The sequence below is a fragment of the Photobacterium sp. ABD4_091 genome (assembly GCF_056160145.1).
Genome location: NZ_JBSWWQ010000001.1, coordinates 1,961,766 through 1,976,755 on the forward strand (window position 1 = coordinate 1,961,766; position 14,990 = coordinate 1,976,755).

A 14,990-nucleotide genomic window follows, 5' to 3' on the forward strand; every position below is an offset into this window, starting at 1 on the left:
TGATGACAGAGAATAACCAAGGCACCCCTGCGCCTGAAAGACTGCAGCCGAGCGGGCTGGTCCGGCGCTTTTTATCCCGAGACAAAACCCCTGTATCCGTCCTTTTTCTTTCAGCGCTTGTCGGGTTGGGGGCTGGCTTGCTGTCGACCTTGTTTGAAATCACCGTGCACTGGGTGTCTGAGCAGCGTACTGACTGGCTTCGCCATGAAATCAGCAACATGCTGCCGCTGTGGCTATCGGCATTCTTGATCAGTGCCCTGCTGGCTTTGGTGGGGTATTACCTGGTTCACCGCTTTGCCCCGGAAGCTGCCGGGTCGGGGATCCCGGAAATCGAAGGGGCGATGGATGACATCCGGCCGGTGCGCTGGTGGCGGGTGCTGCCGGTGAAATTTATCGGCGGCCTGGGTGCTCTGGGATCTGGCATGGTATTGGGGCGCGAGGGACCGTCGGTACAGATGGGCGGTAATATTGGCCGGATGGTGTCTGATCTGTTCCGGCTCAAAGATAAAGAAGGTCGCCATGCGCTGCTTGCCTCGGGGGCCGCAGGCGGTTTGGCCGCTGCGTTCAATGCCCCGTTAGCGGCGATCATGTTTGTGGTCGAGGAGATGCGGCCGCAGTTTCGCTACAGCCTCATTTCAATAAAGTGCGTAATGATATCGGCGATTGTTGCCAATATCGTGTTCCGCAGTATCTCTGGTCAGCAGGCGGTTATCACCATGCCGCAGTATGATGCCCCGTTACTGCGGTCGCTATGGCTGTTCTTATTGCTCGGTATGGCATTCGGTATTTTCGGCGTGGTGTTCAATAAGCTGGTCACCATGGCCCAGGATATGTTTGCCCGTATCCACCGCAATGACCGCCGCCGCTATTTACTAACGGGGACGTTATTGGGGGGAAGCTTCGGTTTGCTTCTGTTATACGTTCCTGAAATGACCGGAGGGGGGATCAGTTTGATCCCAAGTGCGACCAATGGCGAGTATGGTATCAGCGTACTATTGATCCTCTTCTTGGCCCGTGTGGCGACCACCTTGCTGTGTTTCGGATCAGGGGCGCCCGGGGGGATCTTCGCGCCGATGTTGGCGTTGGGCACCTTGTTCGGTACTTTTTTTGGTGCCATTGCCCAGCAGTTGTTCCCTGAGCTTGGCTTGCAGCCAGGCATGTTCGCTATTGCCGGCATGGGGGCACTGTTTGCGGCCACAGTAAGGGCGCCGATCACCGGTATCTTGCTGGTGATCGAGATGACCGATAATTATGATTTGATCCTGCCATTGATTATTACAACCCTGGGGGCAACTATGCTGGCACAGGTACTTGGCGGTAAGCCAATTTACTCTCAGCTCTTGCATCGGACCATAGAAAAGGAAAAAATGGCAAACAGAGAGCAGTCTACGGTGGTCAATACTTGAACGAGATAGTCAGGTATTAGATAATCACAACCATGACCGAGAGTATTTGAGAGGTTTTTAATGAGCGATGCTAATCTGCCGCTGAATTTTTCTGATGTTGCAGCGAACAAAGTGAAAACGCTTATTGCCGAGGAAGAGAACCCGGAGCTGAAGCTACGTGTTTACATCACCGGCGGTGGTTGTAGTGGTTTCCAGTATGGCTTTACCTTCGACGAGAAAGTAAACGAAGGCGATACCACGATTGAAAAAAGCGGCGTCACACTGGTTGTTGACCCGATGAGCCTGCAATACCTGATCGGTGGCACGGTTGATTACACGGAAGGCCTGGAGGGTTCCCGCTTCTTCGTAAACAACCCGAACGCGACAACCACTTGTGGTTGTGGTGCATCGTTCAGCGTCTAATTGAGTATTGGTAGCCAAACAGGTTGCTCGTGCATTGGCGAATAAAACGGACGAATAAAAAGCCGCTCCCGAAAGGGAGCGGCTTTTTTGTTGGCTGTGGCTGTTGGTAGGTACGTGTTAGGTACGGTTGCCAAGCAGTGGGCTGTTGTCGGCAATAAACTGGCTGAAGTGGTTTAGTTGTGCCATCCGTTCTTTGGCGAATTTTTGGAACTGGGTCTTTTCCTTGCCGCTGAGCGAGCGGGCCTGAGGCAGTTTTACCGTCCTCGGGTTTTTGTGTACCCCGTTGACCAAGAATTCATAGTGTAGGTGCGGGCCGGTAACTCGGCCGGTGCCACCCAGCGTACCGATTGTTTGTCCCTGCTTGACACGCTGGCCTGTTTTGACTTTGCGCTTGGTCAGGTGGAGATACTTGGTAATGTAGGTCGAGCTATGGCGAATGAAGACATAGTTACCGTTGAATTTGTTGTAGCTCGATTGCATGACCACACCGTCACCGGCTGCCCAAATCGGGGTACCGACCGGGGCGACGTAGTCAGTACCTCGGTGGGGACGGACCTGTCCGGTCACCGGGTGCAGGCGGCGCGGGTTGAAGTTTGAGCTGACGTAACGGAAGTTGATCGGTGAGCGCAGGAACGCCTTGCGCATCGCCTGGCCTTTCTCATCATAATATTTGCCATCTTCACTGCGAATTGCCGTAAATGTCTGGCCCAAGTTACTAAAGGTGGCGGCCAGAATATTGCCACGACCGATAGGCTCGCCTTCAACCAGGCGCTCTTCAAATAATACAGAGAAGCTGTCACCAGCACGGATATCTAACGCGAAGTCGATATCCCAGCCGAAGATCCCGGCGATTTCCATGATTTGGTTAGCGGTCAGGCCGGCTTTATCTGCGGCATTCCAGAAACTCGAAGTGATCACAGCCTGGGCAAAGTTGAGTTGAAGGTCAACCTCTTTGCTTTCCTTGTTCGAATAGAATGTATCGGCAGTGCGGGTGATCACCAAGCTGTCGGTTGCGCTCTGTGGCTGGATCAACTGGACCAATTGGTTGTCTTCGTCAAAACCAAAGCGCAATTTGTCGCCCGGACGCAGGCTAGTTAAGGTTTTGGTGCCTTCATCGGCATTGACCAAGCGATAAAGGGTAGCAGGCGATAACCCAACCTTGTTGAATACCACCGCCAGGCTTTCGCCGGATTGCACTTCGTGCTCTTTCCACTTAAGGGCCGGAACCGCAGGCTTTTCATCACCCTCCATCGGCCGAAGCTGGTCGGTATCGAGAGAGATTTCCAGCGGGTAGAGCTTGCCGATTTCGAATTTTCGCTCAGGGTGTCCACTGCTTTGTGAACTCGGCCATAGTATTAACACCACGAGCAGCGTGCTGATCACGGTGATGAGAATTTGGTGCATCCTTGGCAACCGGCGGAGTATCGGTACTTGCATGTGGTGTTTTTTTGCGATTTCGTAAAAAATAAGACAACCCTTAGTCTAACTGGTTTCAAAAAACATCGCTATTCAAGTAAGATTGAGGATTATTACTTTTTTGCCAATTCTGTGGGAGCGAACAAGAATGGCCAGCATTGAACAAGCTTTAGCTGAAATTAAGCGTGGTGTGGATGAGCTGATTCCGGAAGAGGAGCTGATTGCCAAGCTAAAAGAGAACCGTCCTCTGCGAATCAAACTGGGTGCCGATCCAACTGCACCAGATATTCACCTAGGTCACACGGTGATCTTGAACAAACTGCGTACGTTCCAGGAGCTTGGCCATGACGTCACGTTCCTGATCGGTGACTTCACCGGTATGGTGGGTGACCCAACAGGTAAAAACACAACTCGTCCACCGCTAACACGCGAAGACGTTCTACGTAATGCAGAAACGTACAAAGAGCAGGTTTTCAAAATCCTAGATCCTGCCAAGACCAAGATTGAGTTCAACTCGAGCTGGCTGTCAGATCTGGGCGCAGAAGGCATGATCCGCCTGGCCGCTAACCAGACTGTTGCCCGTATGCTTGAGCGTGACGACTTCAAAAAGCGTTACAACGAAGGCCGCCCGATTGCGATCCACGAATTCATGTACCCGCTGCTGCAGGGCTATGACTCGGTAGCCATGGAGACCGATGTTGAGCTAGGCGGTACTGATCAGAAGTTCAACCTTCTGATGGGCCGTGAACTGCAGAAAGCTAATGGCCAGAAACCACAGGTTGTTCTGACTATGCCACTGCTGGTTGGCCTAGACGGCGTGAAGAAGATGTCTAAGTCTGCCAACAACTACATTGGTGTGACTGACGTACCAAGCGAGATGTTCGGTAAAATCATGTCTATCTCTGACGATCTGATGTGGAACTACTTCGAATGTCTGTCTTTCCGCCCGCTGGAAGAAATCGACCAGTTCAAGGCTGATATTGCTGGTGGCCGTAACCCTCGCGATGTGAAAATCTTGCTGGCGAAAGAAATCATTGCCCGCTTCCACAGCGAAGCAGATGCCGATGCGGCCGAGCAGGAATTCATCAACCGCTTCCAAAAAGGTGCGATGCCAGATGAAATGCCAGAATTCGAATTCGAAGCCGGTATTGCGATTGGTAACCTACTGAAAGATGCGGGCCTGGTTAACTCAACCTCTGACGCGATGCGTATGATCCGCCAGGGCGCGGCGAAAATCGACGGCAACAAGATCGAAGATACCAAGCTGATCCCTGAAGCCGGTACTGCGGTATTCCAGGTTGGTAAGCGCAAGTTTGCCCGTGTGACGCTGAAGTAATCGCTTCAAAAAAGATACCCCAAAGGTGCTCAGTGTAAACTGGGCACCTTTTTTTATGCCTGTGGTTCATGCGCAAGCAACGCGTTGACGGCTGCGGGGAATTCGGGCATAGGAAAATGCTGGTGGAGGTAGGCGCAGCTATAGGCCAGCTTGACGACATGATCATCCATGTTGCTGAGTGTCTGCCCAAGCCAAGTTTTCCATTGTGCATTGCCTCTTGCTAGAGACGGTTTTCAAGCCTTGGCTTGAACAGCAAACCGTTACTCGTTTTATCGGAAGCCATTACGGTGAGGGTTACTGGCTATAGTCGTTGCGCTGGTGGTTGTCTTGGCTCAGGTATTCGATAAACTCCCACTCTATCCCATTGGGATCCCAAAAATACACCCGCTTGCGCCAAGGGTGCGAGGTCTCCATCTCATTCTCTTTATAGCCAGCTGCCAGCAGGCGAGCTCTAACCTCCAAAATATCTTCAGTCACCAAGCCGATATGGTTGATACCCGCATCTCGGTAGGGGGTACGATCAACCGAGCTACGCTCGACGACTTCCTGCAGGGCAAGGTAGCTTTGTTCTGTCCCGATATGGCACCAGCGGTAGCTATCACCTTGGCCGCAATGACGGACAGCAAAAGCGGGCAGGGCGGTTTGGATGAACTTGATAGTATGGTCGATGTTGTCGACCGTGATATTAGCGTGTTCGACGTAGGGGGTCATAGGCACCTCTTTTTTATTAAGTAATTTTTTTTGTTTACTTAATAATAGGTGCTAGGGTAATTAAGTAAAGTTTTTTGTTTACTTAGTGTGGCGAGGTTACAAAAAAACCGCCACGCTGGCGGTTTTTGTGAAAGAGCCTCAGTACTTACATGCCAAAGCGCGAAGCTGATCAGTGTCTCAGGGCAAACGTCGGCAGGGAAAGGTGCCAGCGAATCGCTGCCAGGCGAATCGTTAGTGTCGTGATAATGCCGGCCAGGGTCGCGATAGCGGTATCAACATTGGCTGACAGGGCCATGGTGTGGACGATACCGCCAAGGATACAGGCGGTGGCATATACCTCGGTACGCAGAACCATTGGGATTTCCCGGGCCAATACATCACGAATAACCCCACCACCACAGCCGGTCATCACACCCATGATGACGGCGACCATAGGCGTGGCACCGAAACGCAGCGCTTTCTCGACACCAATTGCCACGAAAACCGCAAGGCCGATGGCATCGGATACCGGTAGTATCCACCAAGGCATCTGGCGCGGGCGGCGGATCGCCAGCATGCTGACTAAGCAGGTAATGAAAATCACCCACAGGTAATTGGTATCGGTGATCCAGAAAACAGGTGTCGCGCCAAGCGCCATATCGCGGATGGTCCCTCCACCAATGGCGGTGACGCTGGCCAGCACCACGACCCCGAATGGGTCCATCCGGAGCCTGCCTGCCAGTAATACACCCGAAGCGGCGAACACGGCCGTTCCGAACATATCGAGAAGATAAATGAGCATCATGATACCTGCTGAGTCAGAGAATATAGGGCGATCGCGCAGATTGTACGACGAATAAACTGGCTGACAACTCGCTGCGATCGCTTTGTGAGGTGACTCACAATGATTGTTGATAGCCTGTTACGAGGCGTTGGTGCGTACCTGGTCCAAGTACTGGCAAACCTCTTCGGCCGCCTTGATGGTGCGTGGCGTAGGCCGGTTCAGCCAGTCTGATGTCACGGTGAAAATATGCTTCTTTTCTACTGCGGGCAACTGCTCGCGCCAATTATCCCATATTGATGGATCGGCCGCAGCATGCGAGGTACCAAAGATAACTTCAGGCTGGCGGATGATCACTTGTTCTTGCGAAACCTGAGGGTAAGCAACAGCGCTATTGGCAAAGATATTTTCCCCGCCACATATGGCAAAGACTTGGCTCGGCCAATTGTCACCGGCGACGGTGATGATCGGGCTGCTGCTTAGTTGGTAAAAGTAGCTGACCGGTTGTTTGTCTTTATGTGATAGGCGCAGCTTTTCCAGCCGCTGGCGAAAATGCTGGGCATTGTGTTGGGCTTGCTCGGGGGTGTCTGCAAATTGGCCGAGCTGCTCCAGGGTCGTCGCAATGTCTTCCAGTGACTTTGGGTTGGAATAAAATACCTTTAAGCCGAGTTGCTCCAGCCGGGCCATTTCGCGGGTTGGGTTTCCCCCTTCCCAGGCCAGGATCAGATCCGGCTGCAGGGCAACAATACGCTCCATTTTGATCCCGCGGTAGTTGGCGACACGCTCAAGGGATTTCGCCGCTTCTGGGTAGTCGCTGTAATCACTGGCGGCGATGAGCTTATCCCCCAGCCCGGCGGCATAGGCCATCTCGGTGGTATGGGGCGAGAGGCTGATGATGGTTTTCACCGGCTGGGCAGAAGCAAAGAATGCTGGGAGTAACAGCAGGTAGAGGGCAGCGAAACGCACTTAAACGGCTCCTTGTAGCATGAGCAATAGCAGGCTTTGGGCAATCACCCATGCCCATAGGCGCTGGGTGGCGAGGCGATTGATTTGGCCCAGGTGGAAGGCCGCAGGCGCAATTCTGCCGCCGAGCTTTGGCCGTTCCATCTTGGTGTGGTCATAGATAGCCGGCCCGCCCAGTGACAGCGACAGCTTGTGCCCGGCAGCGGCCAGTAGCCATCCGGGACCGGGAAGTAGCCAGCTTTCGCCCTGTTGCTTGAGCCCCTTGAGGGCGACCTTGGCGTTATGGCCGATAGTCAGGGCGAGGGCAAACAGGCGTAATGGCACGATATCAAGAATGGCGAGGGCGGTTGTGGCAGGCTGGCCAAAATGGCGGAACTGTTGCCGTGAGGGCGACCAGCAACGGCTGAGCTCAACGGCTAGGCGATATAAGAGCGCGCCGATCCCGCCGCCAAGGGCATACCAGAACAACACACCCGCAGCCAACCGGCCGTAGCCGACTAGTATGGTTTCTGCGCCGGCCTTGCCGAGGCCAAGCAAAGAGAGGCTTTCGGTATGGCGGTTTATCTTGCTGGACAGCAGTGTTCGGCACTGCAATTTATCTTCCCGGCTGTAGGCTTGGACAAACTGTTTGCTGAACTTGTGCATATTGCGCCAGTCCAGGGCGACCCATAGCAGCAGGAGGTGGAATGCCGTATCGATCCAGGCCAGCTGGTAAAGGCAAATCAGTACAATAAGCGCAGTTAGCCACAATAGCGACCACGACAGCAGGCCTGAAAGGCGTTTCTGTTGCGGGGTGTCACTGGGTTTATTGACTCTTTGCGCGAGGGTTAAGGCTAATTGCCGCCAGATTTGTAGCGGGTGCAGCTGGGAAGGTATTGGCAACAGCCATTGCAATGCCAGTGCACCCCACAAGGCAAGCAGGGTGCTGTTACCGGCGATATTTGCAATGGCGTCGGTCATCTTATTGGTTCAGCAGGTCAACCATCTTGGCAACCATAACCGATGAACTCTGGGCTGCAACTGGCAGGAACTCTTCAAAGCTCATTGGCGACTCTTTGTCTGCTACATCGGAAATTGCGCGGACAACAACGAATGGTACGTTGAACTGGTGGCAAGCCTGGGCAATGGCTGCCGCTTCCATTTCAACCGCAATCACTGACGGGAAGTTGTCACGGATGAAGGCTTGTTTTTCTGCCGAGCATACGAATGCGTCGCCAGTACAGATCAGGCCGCGAACCGCGTGGGTATCACCTATGGTCGCTAGTGCTTTTTCGGCAACGTCCATCAGTTTGGTATCAGAAGCAAACGCCGCTGGCTGCTGGGCCATCTGGCCGATTTCGTAACCGAATGCTGTCACGTCGGCATCGTGGTAACGGACTTCTGTTGAGATCACTACATCGCCAACATTCAGGCTGCTGTCGAAACCACCGGCAGAGCCTGTGTTCAGCACGACATCCGGCTGGAAGATTTCAAGCAGTACTGCGCTGCCGACTGCCGCGGCTACTTTACCGATGCCTGACTGAAGCAGCACCACATCATGGCCGTTGAGAGTACCCGTGTAGAAAGTACAACCTGCTTTGTGGTGGGTGTCGCAGTTAGCCAGTTGGTCTTTTAGGATGGCAACTTCTTGCTCCATCGCGCCGATAATGCCGATTTTCATCAATACAGTCTCTTGTTAGGTAACAAGCCCCCATAAAGGGGGCGTGGGAATGGGCAGATTGTAACATGGCGGGCGGCAACTTTGCCAAGCTGCCAGCCGGTTAGTTGCACACCGATTAACTACACATCTGTTAGCTATACATCTAGGTAGTCGAGGATGCCGTCTGCGGCGCGGCGTCCTTCGTCAATGGCGGTGACAACCAGATCCGAGCCGCGGACGGCATCGCCGCCGGCAAAGATCTTCGGGTTGGTGGTCTGGAAGGCAAAATCGCCGCTCTCCGGTGCCTGGATGCGGCCCCATTGATCCAGCTCGACCCCGAACTCAGCCAGCCAAGGCATTGCATGGGGCTGGAAGCCGAAGGCCATGATCACCGCATCGGCTGGCAGGATATGCTCGCTGCCCGGGACGGGCTCAGGGCGGCGGCGACCCGCCTCATCGGGCTCACCGAGGGCGGTTTTGACCATTTTCACCCCGCTGATCTGCCCATCGCTGCCAAGCTCCAGGCCAGTCGGCTGCAAGTTGAACTTGAACTTCACACCCTCCTCGCGGGCATTTTTCACCTCGCGCTTGGAGCCGGGCATGTTGGCTTCATCCCGCCGGTAGGCACAGATAACGCTGCCGGCACCCTGGCGCACCGAGGTGCGGACACAGTCCATCGCAGTATCACCACCGCCGAGTACCACCACATTTTTGCCTGCCATATCAATGAATGGCGGGCTGCCTTCCAGTTCCATCACCCGGTAGGTATTGGAGATCAGAAACGGCAGGGCATCGAACACCCCCGGGGCATCTTCATTTTCCAAGCCTGCGCGCATGTTCTGGTAGGTGCCGACACCAAGGAAGACCGCATCAAATTCTGCTGTCAGTTCAGCCATTTGAATATCTTTGCCGACTTCGGTGTTGAGGCGGAACTCTACACCCATCTCGCTGAAGATCCGGCGGCGGTTGATCATCACTTCTTTTTCCAGCTTGAATGACGGGATCCCGAAGGTCAGCAGGCCGCCGATCTCCGGGTAGCGGTCGAATACCACTGGCTTGACCCCGTTACGCACCAAAATATCGGCGCAGGAGAGGCCGGCAGGACCTGCCCCGATGATGGCGACTTTCTTGTCGGTCCATTCAACATGGGACATGTCCGGTTTCCAGCCCATCTCGAATGCCTTGTCGGTAATGTATTTTTCGACATTGCCTATGGTGACGGCACCAAAATCATCGTTAAGGGTACATGACCCCTCGCACAGGCGGTCCTGCGGGCAAACCCGGCCGCAGACCTCGGGAAGGGTGTTGGTCTGGTGCGACAGCTCAACCGCTTCGATGATCCGCCCTTCGTTCGCCAGCTTGAGCCACTGGGGGATATAGTTGTGAACTGGGCACTTCCATTCACAATACGGGTTGCCGCAGTCAAGGCAGCGGTCGGCTTGAGCTGTGGCCTGTTGTTGGGTGAACGGTTCGTAGATTTCGACAAACTCAATCTTGCGCACTTTCAGCGGCTTTTTGGGCGGGTCGATACGCGCGACGTCGATAAACTGGTAAATATTCTGGCTCATCGGGTTCCCTCCCTATTGTGCTTGTATGCGCAGCTCTGAGGCGGAGCGGCTCTGGTGACCGAGCAAGGTATTCACATCGGCAGTTTTTGGTTTGGCCAGGTAGAAGCGTGGGATCCACTGGTCAAACTCGGCCAGTATCTCCTGCGCCCGGTCTGAGCCGGTCAACTCAAGGTGCTGGTCAACCAGGCCACGCAGGTGCTCCTGGTGGATCTTGAGCTCAGACAGAGGCAGGGCCTCGACCAGCTCAGGGTTGACCCGTCCGGCAAAGTCGCCGTCTTCATCGAGGATGTAGGCAAACCCCCCCGTCATCCCGGCGCCGAAGTTGACCCCGGTCTTGCCGAGAATGGCGACAATCCCCCCGGTCATGTATTCGCAGGCATTATCACCAGCACCTTCGATAACGGCGATGGTGCCTGAGTTCCTAACCGCAAATCGCTCCCCGGCCTTACCGGCGGCAAACAGTTTGCCGCCCGTAGCACCATATAGGCAGGTGTTGCCGATAATGGTTGATTGGTTGGATTTGAATGCCGAGCCAACAGGCGGACGGATGACAACTTTCCCGCCGGTCATCCCCTTGCCGACATAGTCATTGGCATCGCCGGTGAGGAATAGGTTGAGGCCACCGGCATTCCATACCCCGAAAGACTGCCCGGCGGTACCGGTCAGGTGGAGGTTGACCGGTGTCGATGCCATCCCCTGGTTACCCCAGCGCTTGGCGATTTCCCCCGATAGCCGTGCACCTACCGAGCGATCAGTGTTGCGGATGTTCTCGAAGATGTCGGCACCGCTGCGTGCTTCGATGGCAGGCAGTGCCTGTTCGAGCAGTGCAGCATTGAGCGGCGCATTGTCGAACGGGCTGTTGCTCTCGCTGCAGTAAAGGGTCTTACCCTCCAGTGGCTCGCTGGTCGCCAATACCGGCGACAAATCCAGTTTGCTCTGTTTGGCGGTATAGCCTTCGATGACTTCGAGCAGCTCGGTACGGCCGATCAAGTCGGTGAGCTTTTCAACCCCGAGTTCAGCAAGGAGTTCACGGACTTCCTCACCAAGACCAATGAAGTAATTCATTACCTGCTCGGGCAATCCTTTAAAGAAATCGCGCCGCAGGGTTTCATCCTGCGTTGCCACGCCCGTTGCACAGTTATTGAGGTGGCAAATCCGCAGGTATTTACACCCTAGCGCTACCATTGGCGCGGTACCGAAGCCAAAGCTCTCGGCGCCGAGGATAGCGGCCTTGACTACGTCCAAGCCGGTTTTGAGGCCGCCGTCGACCTGGAGCCGGATCTTGTGGCGCAGGCCATTGGCGACCAGGGCCTGCTGGGTTTCGGCAAGCCCCAGCTCCCACGGGCTACCGGCATATTTGACCGAAGTCAGCGGGCTGGCACCGGTACCGCCGTCGTAGCCAGAGATGGTAATGAGATCGGCATAGGCTTTGGCTACCCCGGTGGCAATAGTGCCGACGCCGGGTTCTGACACCAGTTTGACCGATACCATAGCGGCCGGGTTGACCTGTTTGAGATCGAAGATCAGCTGGGCCAGATCTTCAATCGAATAGATATCATGGTGGGGCGGTGGTGAGATCAATGTAACGCCCGGTACTGCGTAGCGCAGTTTGGCAATCTCGGTAGTGACTTTATGGCCCGGCAGCTGTCCGCCTTCACCGGGCTTGGCTCCTTGCGCGACTTTGATCTGGATAACATCGGCGTTGACCAGATAGTGCGGGGTAACACCAAAGCGGCCTGAGGCGACCTGCTTGATGCGGGAATTACGCTCGCTGTTGAAGCGACGTGGATCCTCGCCGCCTTCGCCGGAGTTAGAGCAGCCGCCCAACCGGTTCATGGCAATGGCCAGAGCCTCGTGTGCCTCTGGGCTGAGCGCTCCAATAGACATTGCCGCGGAGTCAAACCGTTGGTAGAGCGCTGACGCTGGCTCGACCTTGTCGATGGCGATAGGCGTTTGATCCGAACTCAGTTTAAGCAAATCGCGGATCGCTGCGATAGGCCGCTCGTTAACTTGTTTGGCAAAGGCTTGGTAGTCGGCGTAATCACCGGACTTGACCGCTTTTTGCAAGGTGCCGACCACATCCGGGTTATAGGCATGGAACTCACCGCCATGGACGTATTTGAGCAAGCCGCCATGCTCGATGGGCTTGCGCTTGAGCCAAGCGCGGCGTGAGAGGTTGAACAAGTCTTGCTGGAAATCGGCAAAGCCAGCGCCCTGGATCCGGCTAGAGACGCCGCGGAAGCAGAGCTCGACCACCTCGCCATCCAGCCCGACCGCTTCGAACAGCATGGCGCAGCGGTAGGAGGCGATGGTCGATATCCCCATCTTGGACATGATTTTGTAAAGGCCTTTGTTAATGCCGTTGCGGAAGTTGAGCATCACTTCGCGGTACGGCTTGGCAATGGCGCCACTGTCGACCAGCTGGCCGAGGGTCTCATAGGCGAGGTACGGGTAGATTGCTGTGGCACCAAAACCGAGTATTACTGCAAACTGGTGCGGATCGCGTGCGGTGGCGGTTTCGACGATAATGTTGGCATCGCAGCGCAGCTGCTCGGCCACCAAGCGGTTCTGTACCGCCCCCACAGCCATGGCGGCAGGGATAGGCAACTTGCCTGCGTTAATGCCGCGGTCTGACAGCACGATGAGCACTGTGCCGCTGCGGACCAGCCGCTCAGCCTGATCACAGATATCGATGATCGCCTGCTTGAGATCTTTCTCGTTCGGATCGAAGTTGATATCGATGATGCTGTTGCGATAGTGCTGGTTGTCGAGCTCCAGCAGCTGGACCAAGTCGGAGTAGAGCAGAACCGGCGAGCCGAAGGCAACCCGGTAAGCGTGGCTGTCGGTTTCACAGAACACGTTGATTTCACGGCCAATACAGGTCGCCAGCGACATCACATGTTTTTCCCGCAGTGGGTCTATCGGCGGGTTGGTGACCTGGGCAAACATCTGGCGGAAGTAATCGGTGACGGCCCGCTCGCGGGAAGAGAGCACGGCCATTGGCGCGTCATCCCCCATCGAGCCAGTGGCCTCCTGGCCGTTCTCGCCGATCACCCGCAGGACCTGATCGACTTCCTCGCGGTTCATTGCAAACTGCTTTTGGCAGGTGCTCAGCTCGGTATCGTCGAACGAGCGGCTGCCGACCTGTTCATCGCCGAGCTCCTCAAAGGGCGTAAGTCGTTTGACGTGGCTATCCATCCACTCTTTATAGGGGTGGCGTCCCATCAGATCGTTATCAATATCGGCAGAATGCCAGATCTTGCCGAACTTGGTGTCGATCACCAGCAATTCACCCGGCCCGACGCGGCCTTTTTCAGCTACTTCATCGGGGGCGTAATCCCAGATCCCGACTTCGGAAGCTAAGGTGATCAGCTTGTCCTTGGTAATGATATATCGGGCAGGGCGGAGGCCATTTCGGTCAAGGTTACAGGCGGCATAGCGGCCATCGGACATGACGATACCGGCTGGCCCATCCCAAGGCTCCATGTGCATGGAGTTAAAATCGTAGAAAGCCCGCAGTTTGGGATCCATGTCTGGGTGGTTCTGCCAGGCTGGCGGTACCAGCATTCTCATCGCGCGGAAGAGATCCATGCCGCCGGAGAGGAACAGCTCGAGCATGTTGTCGAGGCTAGAGGAGTCCGAGCCGGTCTCGTTGACAAACGGAGCTGCAGTTTGCAGATCCGGCAGCAAAGGTGAAGCGAACTTGTAAGCCCGCGCTCTTGCCCATTGGCGGTTACCGGCAATGGTATTGATCTCACCGTTGTGGGCCAGGTAGCGGAACGGCTGGGCCAGCGGCCAGCGGGGCTGGGTATTGGTTGAAAAGCGTTGGTGGAACAGGCAAATCGATGACTCTAGCCGGATATCTCCCAGATCCTGGTAGAAGCGGGGCAGATCCGCTGGCATACACAGCCCTTTGTAAACGGTCACTTGGGTCGACAGGCTACAGATATAGAAGTCGGGGTCTGCAGTGATGCGTTTTTCGATCCTGCGTCTAGCGACATAGAGGCGGCGGTCAATATCCCTTGGCTTCCAGCCGGCAGGGGCGTTGATAAAAACCTGCTCGATATTGGGGAGAGTTTCGGCCGCTATCGGGCCGAGCACCTGAGGGTTGATCGGCACCGGACGCCAGCCAACCAATGACAGGGTTTCCTTGGCCAGTTCTTCGCTGATGATCGTGCGGGCCTGTTCGGCAAGCACCGGATCCTGGCTGAGGAACAGCATGCCAAGAGCAAATTCCCGCGACAGCTTCCAGCCGTTGTCTTCGGCCACGATGCGGTAGAAGCTATCGGGCTTTTTCATTAGCAGCCCACAACCGTCACCTGTTTTGCCATCGGCAGCGATGCCGCCACGGTGGGTCATTCGGTCAAGGGCGGAAATCGCGGTCCGGACAAGTTTGTGGCTGGTTTCTCCTTCAATGTGGGCGATTAAGCCGAAACCACAGTTATCTTTATCCAGCATGGGGTTATACAGTGTCATTACAACTCTCCCTAGCATCTGCCTGAATAAGCAGAAATACTGCATCTTTTGACGGTCTTCCTGACCGTCGTTGACAACCTTCACGCGTACCACGGGTTGTTTCTTGTGATTATCGGGTGGCCGCTGAAGGTACCTTTTTGCTTCCAGCGACCTTTCAAGTTAACGGCTATTTACAGAAAGGTCAAACTATAAACAATAAATTAACATCTACTGTAGGCACGGATAATGCAGTGATATAGGGGGAGTGTAGAGTGAATAATTATGGTGAGGCGGGCTTGTGAGGAATAAAAAACCGGCCTGTACAGGCCGGTTT

General features: G+C 55.1%; 11 protein-coding genes. 3 read left to right on the forward strand and 8 right to left on the reverse strand.

Features of this window, described 5'->3' with window-relative positions:
• Positions 1-2: 2 nt before the first annotated feature.
• Together clcA and erpA are read left to right on the forward strand one after the other, a co-directional pair.
• Complete coding sequence (gene clcA / locus ACXAGQ_RS09125) at positions 3-1,406, forward strand: H(+)/Cl(-) exchange transporter ClcA (protein WP_475253405.1); 1,404 nt, start codon at positions 3-5, stop codon at positions 1,404-1,406.
• 60 nt (positions 1,407-1,466) lie between these two features.
• Complete coding sequence (gene erpA, locus ACXAGQ_RS09130) at positions 1,467-1,808, forward strand: iron-sulfur cluster insertion protein ErpA (protein ID WP_107301349.1); 342 nt, start codon at positions 1,467-1,469, stop codon at positions 1,806-1,808.
• A 117-nt stretch (positions 1,809-1,925) separates the two neighbouring features.
• Here erpA and ACXAGQ_RS09135 read toward each other — a convergent pair whose 3' ends face one another.
• Entirely contained in the window at positions 1,926-3,245 is a 1,320-nt protein-coding gene (locus tag ACXAGQ_RS09135; RefSeq protein WP_475253407.1) for a peptidoglycan DD-metalloendopeptidase family protein, read from the reverse strand.
• 127 nt (positions 3,246-3,372) lie between these two features.
• Between ACXAGQ_RS09135 and tyrS the strand changes: the two genes are divergently transcribed.
• Positions 3,373-4,560, forward strand: a complete 1,188-nt coding sequence (tyrS, locus tag ACXAGQ_RS09140) for a tyrosine--tRNA ligase (protein WP_317524468.1) — start codon at positions 3,373-3,375, stop codon at positions 4,558-4,560.
• A 294-nt stretch (positions 4,561-4,854) separates the two neighbouring features.
• Here the strand turns inward: tyrS and ACXAGQ_RS09145 are convergent, their stop codons facing one another.
• The 7 genes from ACXAGQ_RS09145 to gltB form a co-directional block, all read right to left on the reverse strand.
• The gene (locus tag ACXAGQ_RS09145; protein WP_475253409.1) at positions 4,855-5,271 is read right to left on the reverse strand and encodes a VOC family protein; all 417 of its coding nucleotides are present in this window, start codon (positions 5,269-5,271) and stop codon (positions 4,855-4,857) included.
• A 169-nt stretch (positions 5,272-5,440) separates the two neighbouring features.
• Positions 5,441-6,052, reverse strand: a complete 612-nt coding sequence (locus tag ACXAGQ_RS09150) for a TRIC cation channel family protein (protein ID WP_475254709.1) — start codon at positions 6,050-6,052, stop codon at positions 5,441-5,443.
• Positions 6,053-6,172: 120 nt separating this feature from the next.
• Positions 6,173-6,997: a vitamin B12 ABC transporter substrate-binding protein BtuF gene (gene btuF / locus ACXAGQ_RS09155; protein ID WP_475253411.1), complete on the reverse strand. Its 825-nt coding sequence runs from the start codon at positions 6,995-6,997 to the stop codon at positions 6,173-6,175.
• Complete coding sequence (locus ACXAGQ_RS09160) at positions 6,998-7,954, reverse strand: cobalamin biosynthesis family protein (RefSeq protein ID WP_475253413.1); 957 nt, start codon at positions 7,952-7,954, stop codon at positions 6,998-7,000.
• Between the two features lies 1 nt (position 7,955).
• Entirely contained in the window at positions 7,956-8,654 is a 699-nt protein-coding gene (mtnN, locus tag ACXAGQ_RS09165; protein WP_475253415.1) for a 5'-methylthioadenosine/S-adenosylhomocysteine nucleosidase, read from the reverse strand.
• A gap of 134 nt (positions 8,655-8,788) precedes the next feature.
• Entirely contained in the window at positions 8,789-10,201 is a 1,413-nt protein-coding gene (locus ACXAGQ_RS09170; protein ID WP_475253417.1) for an FAD-dependent oxidoreductase, read from the reverse strand.
• A gap of 12 nt (positions 10,202-10,213) precedes the next feature.
• On the reverse strand, positions 10,214-14,677 hold the full coding sequence (gene gltB, locus ACXAGQ_RS09175; RefSeq protein WP_475253419.1) for a glutamate synthase large subunit: 4,464 nt from the start codon (positions 14,675-14,677) through the stop codon (positions 10,214-10,216).
• Positions 14,678-14,990: the final 313 nt, after the last annotated feature.

Excerpts from the sequence above, each read along its gene's own strand:
- clcA (WP_475253405.1), top strand. The coding sequence starts at position 3 with ATGACAGAGAATAACCAAGGCACCCCTGCGCCTGAAAGACTGCAGCCG.
- erpA (WP_107301349.1), top strand. The coding sequence starts at position 1,467 with ATGAGCGATGCTAATCTGCCGCTGAATTTTTCTGATGTTGCAGCGAAC.
- ACXAGQ_RS09135 (WP_475253407.1), bottom strand. The coding sequence starts at position 3,245 with ATGCAAGTACCGATACTCCGCCGGTTGCCAAGGATGCACCAAATTCTC.
- tyrS (WP_317524468.1), top strand. The coding sequence starts at position 3,373 with ATGGCCAGCATTGAACAAGCTTTAGCTGAAATTAAGCGTGGTGTGGAT.
- ACXAGQ_RS09145 (WP_475253409.1), bottom strand. The coding sequence starts at position 5,271 with ATGACCCCCTACGTCGAACACGCTAATATCACGGTCGACAACATCGAC.
- ACXAGQ_RS09150 (WP_475254709.1), bottom strand. The coding sequence starts at position 6,052 with ATGCTCATTTATCTTCTCGATATGTTCGGAACGGCCGTGTTCGCCGCT.
- ACXAGQ_RS09160 (WP_475253413.1), bottom strand. The coding sequence starts at position 7,954 with ATGACCGACGCCATTGCAAATATCGCCGGTAACAGCACCCTGCTTGCC.
- mtnN (WP_475253415.1), bottom strand. The coding sequence starts at position 8,654 with ATGAAAATCGGCATTATCGGCGCGATGGAGCAAGAAGTTGCCATCCTA.
- ACXAGQ_RS09170 (WP_475253417.1), bottom strand. The coding sequence starts at position 10,201 with ATGAGCCAGAATATTTACCAGTTTATCGACGTCGCGCGTATCGACCCG.
- gltB (WP_475253419.1), bottom strand. The coding sequence starts at position 14,677 with ATGACACTGTATAACCCCATGCTGGATAAAGATAACTGTGGTTTCGGC.